Here is a 6,628-nt window from a genome sequence, read left to right on the forward strand (position 1 = left end):
CCTACTCCCGGTAAGCTACTGGCAAGTTAAATTGCGCTGAGGCGATCCACCTCGGCCTGGGTCAGCTCCAGGGTCAGCAGTGGCAGCAGGTCGCTGAGCTGCTCCAACGTGCGGGCGGACGCGATCGGCGCGGCCACCGTCGGCTGCTGGGCGAGCCACGCGAGGGCGACCGCCGCGACCGTGGTCTCGTGCGTCTCGGCCAGTTCGTCGAGCACTTCGAGCACCTGCAGACCGTGCTCGTCGAGGTACTTCGAGGCCGCGCCCGCCCGTGCGCTCTCGACCTCGACGCCCGGCCGGTACTTGCCGGTCAGGAAACCCTTGGCGAGCGACCAGTACGGCACGGTCGCCAGGTCATGCAACGCGGCGGTGTCCTGCAGACCGCCCTCGAACGCGTCGCGGCTGACCAGGTTGTACTCGGGCTGCAGCGCCACGAACTTCGCGAAGCCCTCGCGTTCCTGGATCTCCAGTGCCTTCGCGAGCCGTCCGGCGGAGAAGTTGGACGCGGCGACGTAGCGGACCTTGCCGTCGCGGACGAGCTGGTCATAGGCGGCCAGCGTCTCCTCCAGCGGCGTGTTCGGGTCGTCGAGGTGGTTGTAGTAGAGGTCGATGTGGTCGACGCCGAGCCGCTTCAACGAGCGTTCCGCGGCGGTCAGCACCGTGTCGCGCTTCTGGTTGTTGAAACCGGCGAGCATGCCGACCTTCGTGGCCACCACGATCTGGTCGCGGTCGCTGCGCCTGGCCAGCCACCTGCCGATGATGGCCTCCGACTCGCCGCCGGAGTTGCCGCCGGCCCAGGCCGAGTACACGTCGGCGGTGTCGAGGAAGTTCCCGCCCGCCGCGACGTAGGCGTCGAGCACCGCGAACGACTGGTCCTCGTCTGCGGTCCAGCCGAACACGTTGCCGCCCAGGCAGAGGCGTGACACGGACAGGTCGGTGGTGCTCAAGATCGGCATACTGCGAAAGGTAGTCCGCCACGACGATTGGGGTTCGGATGCTGGGAACGTTCGGGGTCTGGGGTTCGCACCACGAGTGGGCGGACAAGATCGGCGAGGTCGCGGAGCTCGAATCGCTCGGCTACGGCGCCTTCTGGATCGGCGCCTCGCCGGACATCGCCCTGGTGGAGCAGGCGCTGGACGCCACGACGTCCATGACGATCGCCACCGGCATCACCAACGTCTGGCAGACCGAGCCGGAGGCGATCTCCGCCGGTTTCCACCGGCTCGCGAGCGACAGGTTCCTGCTCGGCGTCGGCGCGGGCCACCGGCAGCTCGACCAGGCCTACGAGAAGCCCTACGAGAAGCTCGTGTCCTACCTCGACCGGCTCGACGTGCCGGCCGACCGGCTGGTGCTCGCCGCCCTCGGCCCGAAGGTGCTGAAGCTCGCCGCCGACCGGACCGCGGGCGCCCACCCGTACCTGGTGCCGGTCGAGCACACCGCCGAGGCGCGCAAGGCGGTCGGCGACAAGCTCCTCGCGCCCGAGGTGACCGTCGTCGTCGACGAGGATCCGGACGCCGCGCGGGCCATCGCGCGCGAGAAGCTGGCGATCTACTTCACGCTCACCAACTACGTGAACAACTGGCGCCGGTACGGGTTCACCGAAGAGGACGTCCAGGGGTCGGACCGTCTGCTGGACGCCCTGGTGGCGCACGGCAACCCGGACCAGGTGGCCGCGAAGCTGCAGGCGCACGTCGACGCGGGTGCCGACCACGTGGCCGTCCAGTCGCTGAACGGCCACTACGCGGAACTGGCGTCGGCCCTCGGGCTCAGGCGCTGATCTCGACGCCCTTCCAGAACGCCACGCGGCCCTTGATCTGCGCCGCAGCCTCCTTGGGCTCGGCGTAGTACCAGGCCGCGTTGGTGTTCTCGGCGCCGTCGACCTGCAACGAGTAGTAGTTCGCATCGCCCTTCCAGGGGCAGTGCGAGGTGTGGTCGGTCGGCTTCAGGACGTCCGGATCGACGGACTCCAGGGGGAAGTAGTGGTTGCCCTCGACGACGACCGTGTCGTCGCTCGAAGCGATGATCTTGCCGTTCCACTGAGCGGTTGCCATGTCATCCACTATCCCCCTACCGGCCGGTAGCGCAGATCGGCTGGTCAACTGCCACTTGATCGATCACTCTGTGATGGCGGCCACCGCGCCGGCCCCGTGACACAGCCTCGTAGGATGCGAGTCGACACCCGTTCAGGGCGCCTGAGGAGGACCACCGATGCCCATCGCAACTCCCGAGGTCTACGCGGAGATGCTGGACCGGGCCAAGGCGAACGAGTTCGCCTACCCCGCCATCAACGTCACGTCGTCGGAGACGCTCAACGCGGCTCTGCGCGGCTTCGCCGAGGCTGAGAGCGACGGCATCATCCAGGTCTCGACCGGCGGTGCCGAGTTCGCCTCGGGCACCAAGGTCAAGGACATGGTGACCGGCGCCGTGGCGCTTGCGGAGTTCGCGCACGTCGTCGCCGCGAAGTACCCGGTCAACATCGCGCTGCACACCGACCACTGCCCGAAGGACAAGCTCGACGGGTACGTGCGTCCGCTGATCGCGATCAGCCAGGAGCGGGTGGACAAGGGCGGCAACCCGCTCTTCCAGTCGCACATGTGGGACGGCTCGGCCGTCGCGCTGGACGAGAACCTCCAGATCGCGAGCGAGCTGCTCGACCTCTCCGCCAAGGCGAAGCTCGTCCTCGAGATCGAGGTCGGCGTCGTCGGTGGCGAGGAGGACGGCGTCGACAACGAGATCAACGACAAGCTCTACACGACGGCGGACGACTACCTGAAGACCGTCGAGGCGCTCGGCGCGGGCGAGAAGGGTCGCTACCTGCTCGCCGCGACCTTCGGCAACGTGCACGGCGTCTACAAGCCGGGCAACGTGAAGCTCCGCCCGGAGATCCTCAAGCAGGGTCAGGACGTCGTGGCGGAGAAGCTCGGCCTCGCGGCCGGCTCGAAGCCGTTCGACCTGGTCTTCCACGGCGGCTCCGGCTCGCTGCTCGAGGAGATCCACGAGGCCGTGTCGTACGGCGTCATCAAGATGAACATCGACACGGACACGCAGTACGCGTTCACCCGTCCGATCGCGGCGCACATGTTCTCGAACTACGACGGTGTGCTGAAGATCGACGGCGAGGTCGGCAACAAGAAGGCCTACGACCCGCGCAGCTACCTCAAGGCCGCTGAGCAGTCGATGGCCGCCCGCATCGCCCAGGCGTGCGAGCACCTCAAGTCGTCGGGCCGCATGATCGCGGGCTGACTTTCACCGCACGCGGGGACCTTTCGTACTGCATGTGAGTACGAAAGGTCCCCGCGTGCGTTTGCGGGTCAGCGGAACGCTTCGACGTTGCGTGCGGCCCAGTCGGCGAACGAGCGCGGGGCGCGGCCCAGGACCGCCTGGACGTCCGGGCTCACGCGCAGCTCGTCCGGCGTCGGCGAGCTGAGGATGTCCAGGGTGTCGTCGGCGAGCTCGCCGGGCATCAGCTGTTCCATACCGGCCTTGGCCTCGGCGCGGGTGAGCTCGTGGAACCGCACCGGTTCGCCCAGCGCCGCCGCGATGGCCGCGGCCTGCTCGCGGGGCGTGATCACCTCCGGGCCGGTCAGCTCGTGGACGGCGCCGTTGTGCCGGTCGTCCGTGAGGCAGGCCGCCGCCACCTCCGCGATGTCGGCGGGGTCCAGGATCGGCACCCCGGTGTCGCCGAACGGCGCGGCGACCACCCGGTTCGCGCGGACGGACTCGGCCCACCACAGGGCGTTGGACGCGAAACCGCCCGGCCGCAGGATCGCCCAGTCCGTCCCGGACTCCCGCACCACGTCCTCCAGCGCGCTCATCGCGATGCGCGTGGCGCCGAACGGCCTGGTCTTCACCCCGAGCGTGGACAGCAGCACGACGCGCCGCACCCCTGCCGCGACCGCCTGCCTGACGACGTCCGCCGGGTCGGCCCCGGCGGCGTGCAGGTCTCCGGACAGCAGCAGGAACAACGCCTTCGCGCCGGCCAGCGGGAGCGTTTCCGGACGGGCGAGGTCCGCGACCTGGTGGCGCACCCCGTCCGGCACCTCGGCGACGTGCCGCGACACGGCCGTCACCTGCTCGCCGGCGTCGGCCAATGCCCTCGTCAGCGGTCGCCCGATGTTCCCGGTCGCCCCGGTCACCACGATCATGTCCAGCTCCTTCGTCGATGTGGGCACGACGCTAGGAACTGGGCTTACTTTCTGTAAGGACGTACCTGGAGGTAAGCTCCGGACATGGCGGTCGGAACTCAGTTCACGCGGTCCGGGGCAACCGAGCGGTATGAGGTGTTTCACACCGACTGCCCCGCGCGCGAGATGGTCGGCCACGTCACCAGCAGGTGGGGCATCTGGGTGCTGATCTCCCTGCAGACCAACGACCTGAGGTTCTTCGAACTGCGCGAGAGCATCCGCGGCATCAGCGAGAAGATGCTGTCCCAGACCCTGCGCGGGCTCGTCGAGGACGGCCTGGTCTGGCGCAGGGTGGAGCCGACGACCCCGCCCCAGGTCACCTACGGGCTGACCGAGTTCGGGCGGGACGTCGGCGAGCCGCTGGCCGACCTCTTCGGCCGGATCACCAGCCGGCTGTCAGCGCAGCTGGCCGATCTTCAGCCCTGACGCGGTCAGCTGCGTCCTCGGCCGGTGGACCACCATGTCCCCGACCGTCCACAACACCGCCAGCAGCACGGCCGTGACCGCCGCCGACGAGAACGAGATGGGCGGCCCCCACAGGTACTCCTGCTGGAACCAGATGCCGACGTACCCGACCGTCGTGACGGCCGCCGACCCGAGCACGGCGGCAGCGGGAGTCGGCATCTTCACCGCGTGCGCCGCGTCGATGGCGACCGCGACGAGGATCAGGAACAGCGGCACCGCGGACTTCGGGAAGTCGATGCCCGCGAGCAGCGGCCAGATCAGGCACCGGTACGCGACGTACCCGGCCGCGACCGCGGTGGCGGCCCACTGCCGTCCGATCGTCCGGCGGGCGATGACCAGCACGAGCGCCGCGGCGACCAGCCCCCACACCGGGTAGACCCAGTCCGCGATGGGCAGCGCGAAGTGCACGACCGCCTCCCGCCCGACCGGCACGCCGAGCTGGTCGGCGGCGAACTGCAGCAGGATCGGCTCGGCCTCGGCCTTGCCGTCGTCGTAGGCCTGCAACGCGCGCACGCCGTACTCCTGGTGCTGGTTGGGGAACCAGACGTTCTCCAGGAAGAAGAACCACAGCGCGACGAGCCCGAACGTCCGTGCGTTGCCCTCGGGGAAGTACTTCATCCACCCGCGGATCGCGCCGGCGAGCATCACCGCCGTGCCCAGGTAGAGCAGCGCGTGCGACCCGCTCCAGCTCGTGATGTCGAGCCCGTTGACCCGGTGGTTGATGATGTCGATCGGCAGGGCTACCAGGAAGATCCCGCACCCGACCTGCATCAGCCGGATGGTCGGCTTGTCGCCGCCGTAGCCGGTGAACGTGTGGAACAACGTCAGCCCGACCACGATGACGGTGCCGACCGTGTTGATCAGGTGCGGCGGCGCGAGGTCGTCACGCAGCCACTTGAAGTGCCACGAGACGTCCCACGACGACCCGATCAACTTGAGCAGGAGACCGACGAGCCACAGCTGGTAGAGCTGCTTCGTGAGCGTCGCCGGTGTCTCCCTGCCGGGCTCGCCCCGCTCCCAGTACTGGTCGCGGAACTGCCTAACCCCCTGAACCATCCGCACATCATGAGCTGACCGGTGGTGTCCAGGTAGGCGGAACGCCCCTGGTTTTACCCTGATATTTCCAATTCGTGTGCACGATGGAGTGAACGAAGTTGAACTTCGACGGGCGGGCTCGGCAAGGTGCACGGCCATGAGCTCTGACGCGACCGACAGTTACAAGGCGACCACGAAGCAGCGGATCATCGCCGGAGTGCTCGTCACCGTGCTGATGCTGGCCGTGGTGGCCACCGTGCTGAGGATGTTCATCTGAGGGTGTTCATCTAGCCCGGATCTGGGGATGGGGCACGATGGGGCGCATGGTTGAGAACCTCCTCGGGCCCGAGCCGACTCGTCTTCCCGAACGTCCTGAGGCGCAGGCTGCTGCTGATGGCGGTACTGATCCTGCCAAGATCGTTCGGGCTTATCCGGATTTTTCTGAGGCTTGGGCTCTGTTGGCTGAGCGTGCTTTGCACTCTGGGGATCCTGTTGCTGCTTACGCCTATGCCCGGACTGGGTACCACCGTGGGCTTGACCAGTTGCGTCGGTCTGGGTGGAAGGGGTTTGGGCCTGTGCCTTGGTCGCACCGGCCCAATCAGGGGTTTTTGAGGGCTCTTGCTGCGTTGGCGCTTGCTGCCCGGGAGATCGGGGAGGATGAGGAGTGGGATCGCTGCTCGAAGTTCCTCGCTGACTCTGATCCTGAGGCTCCTGGGGCGCTCGGGCTGGTCTGACGCGTCCCGGCTTGCGGGCGGCCTGTTGCGTCGGGCGGCCGCCGGTTGCTCAGAGGGTTGCGTTGGCGGTGGGTCCCGTCACGAGCCGAGCCGAGAGCGGGCCACATGAGAGAAGGGGTGTCAAGCGGACGAAAAGCGGGGGGGCCGTGGAAAACCATGCGAATGTGGGAAATAATGATGGGGGGGGGCTGGGGGGGGAGACCCCGGGGGCGC

Annotated in this window: 8 protein-coding genes; 4 read left to right on the forward strand and 4 right to left on the reverse strand. The window is 68.2% G+C overall.

Features of this window, described 5'->3' with window-relative positions:
- Positions 1–26: 26 nt before the first annotated feature.
- The gene (locus AB0M48_RS44650) at positions 27–953 is read right to left on the reverse strand and encodes an aldo/keto reductase (protein WP_363855163.1); all 927 of its coding nucleotides are present in this window, start codon (positions 951–953) and stop codon (positions 27–29) included.
- Between the two features lie 38 nt (positions 954–991).
- Between AB0M48_RS44650 and AB0M48_RS44655 the strand changes: the two genes are divergently transcribed.
- Positions 992–1,774 carry a TIGR03620 family F420-dependent LLM class oxidoreductase gene (locus AB0M48_RS44655; RefSeq protein ID WP_363855166.1) on the forward strand — a complete coding sequence of 261 codons (783 nt, stop codon included), beginning with the start codon at positions 992–994 and terminating at the stop codon, positions 1,772–1,774.
- Here AB0M48_RS44655 and AB0M48_RS44660 read toward each other — a convergent pair.
- A complete protein-coding gene (locus AB0M48_RS44660; protein WP_363855169.1) occupies positions 1,764–2,048 on the reverse strand; it encodes a DUF427 domain-containing protein in 285 nt (94 codons plus the stop codon). The genes AB0M48_RS44655 and AB0M48_RS44660 overlap by 11 nt on opposite strands.
- Before the next feature lie 157 nt (positions 2,049–2,205).
- Here AB0M48_RS44660 and fbaA point away from each other — a divergent pair, with 157 nt between their 5' ends.
- Positions 2,206–3,240, forward strand: a complete 1,035-nt coding sequence (fbaA, locus tag AB0M48_RS44665) for a class II fructose-bisphosphate aldolase (protein ID WP_363855172.1) — start codon at positions 2,206–2,208, stop codon at positions 3,238–3,240.
- A gap of 68 nt (positions 3,241–3,308) precedes the next feature.
- On the opposite strand, the gene AB0M48_RS44670 is transcribed toward fbaA, so the two are convergent.
- Positions 3,309–4,142: an NAD(P)H-binding protein gene (locus AB0M48_RS44670; protein ID WP_363855175.1), complete on the reverse strand. Its 834-nt coding sequence runs from the start codon at positions 4,140–4,142 to the stop codon at positions 3,309–3,311.
- Between the two features lie 84 nt (positions 4,143–4,226).
- On the opposite strand from AB0M48_RS44670, the gene AB0M48_RS44675 reads away from it, so the two are divergent.
- The gene (locus AB0M48_RS44675; RefSeq protein ID WP_363855177.1) at positions 4,227–4,607 is read left to right on the forward strand and encodes a helix-turn-helix domain-containing protein; all 381 of its coding nucleotides are present in this window, start codon (positions 4,227–4,229) and stop codon (positions 4,605–4,607) included.
- On the opposite strand, the gene AB0M48_RS44680 is transcribed toward AB0M48_RS44675, so the two are convergent.
- Positions 4,578–5,702 (reverse strand): hypothetical protein, encoded by a 1,125-nt coding sequence (locus AB0M48_RS44680; RefSeq protein WP_363855180.1) that lies wholly within the window; start codon positions 5,700–5,702, stop codon positions 4,578–4,580. The genes AB0M48_RS44675 and AB0M48_RS44680 overlap by 30 nt on opposite strands.
- 302 nt (positions 5,703–6,004) lie before the next feature.
- Here AB0M48_RS44680 and AB0M48_RS44685 point away from each other — a divergent pair, with 302 nt between their 5' ends.
- The gene (locus AB0M48_RS44685) at positions 6,005–6,415 is read left to right on the forward strand and encodes a DUF3151 domain-containing protein (RefSeq protein ID WP_319983258.1); all 411 of its coding nucleotides are present in this window, start codon (positions 6,005–6,007) and stop codon (positions 6,413–6,415) included.
- The last annotated feature ends 213 nt before the right edge of the window (positions 6,416–6,628 follow it).

The sequence above is a fragment of the Lentzea sp. NPDC051208 genome, assembly GCF_040682435.1.
Taxonomy (GTDB): Bacteria; Actinomycetota; Actinomycetes; order Mycobacteriales; family Pseudonocardiaceae; genus Lentzea; species Lentzea kristufekii.

Bases quoted from the DNA above. Each gene is read 5' to 3' on its own strand.
- AB0M48_RS44650 (WP_363855163.1), bottom strand. From the start codon at position 953: ATGCCGATCTTGAGCACCACCGACCTGTCCGTGTCACGCCTCTGCCTG.
- AB0M48_RS44655 (WP_363855166.1), top strand. From the start codon at position 992: ATGCTGGGAACGTTCGGGGTCTGGGGTTCGCACCACGAGTGGGCGGAC.
- AB0M48_RS44660 (WP_363855169.1), bottom strand. From the start codon at position 2,048: ATGGCAACCGCTCAGTGGAACGGCAAGATCATCGCTTCGAGCGACGAC.
- fbaA (WP_363855172.1), top strand. From the start codon at position 2,206: ATGCCCATCGCAACTCCCGAGGTCTACGCGGAGATGCTGGACCGGGCC.
- AB0M48_RS44670 (WP_363855175.1), bottom strand. From the start codon at position 4,142: ATGATCGTGGTGACCGGGGCGACCGGGAACATCGGGCGACCGCTGACG.
- AB0M48_RS44675 (WP_363855177.1), top strand. From the start codon at position 4,227: ATGGCGGTCGGAACTCAGTTCACGCGGTCCGGGGCAACCGAGCGGTAT.
- AB0M48_RS44680 (WP_363855180.1), bottom strand. From the start codon at position 5,702: ATGGTTCAGGGGGTTAGGCAGTTCCGCGACCAGTACTGGGAGCGGGGC.
- AB0M48_RS44685 (WP_319983258.1), top strand. From the start codon at position 6,005: ATGGTTGAGAACCTCCTCGGGCCCGAGCCGACTCGTCTTCCCGAACGT.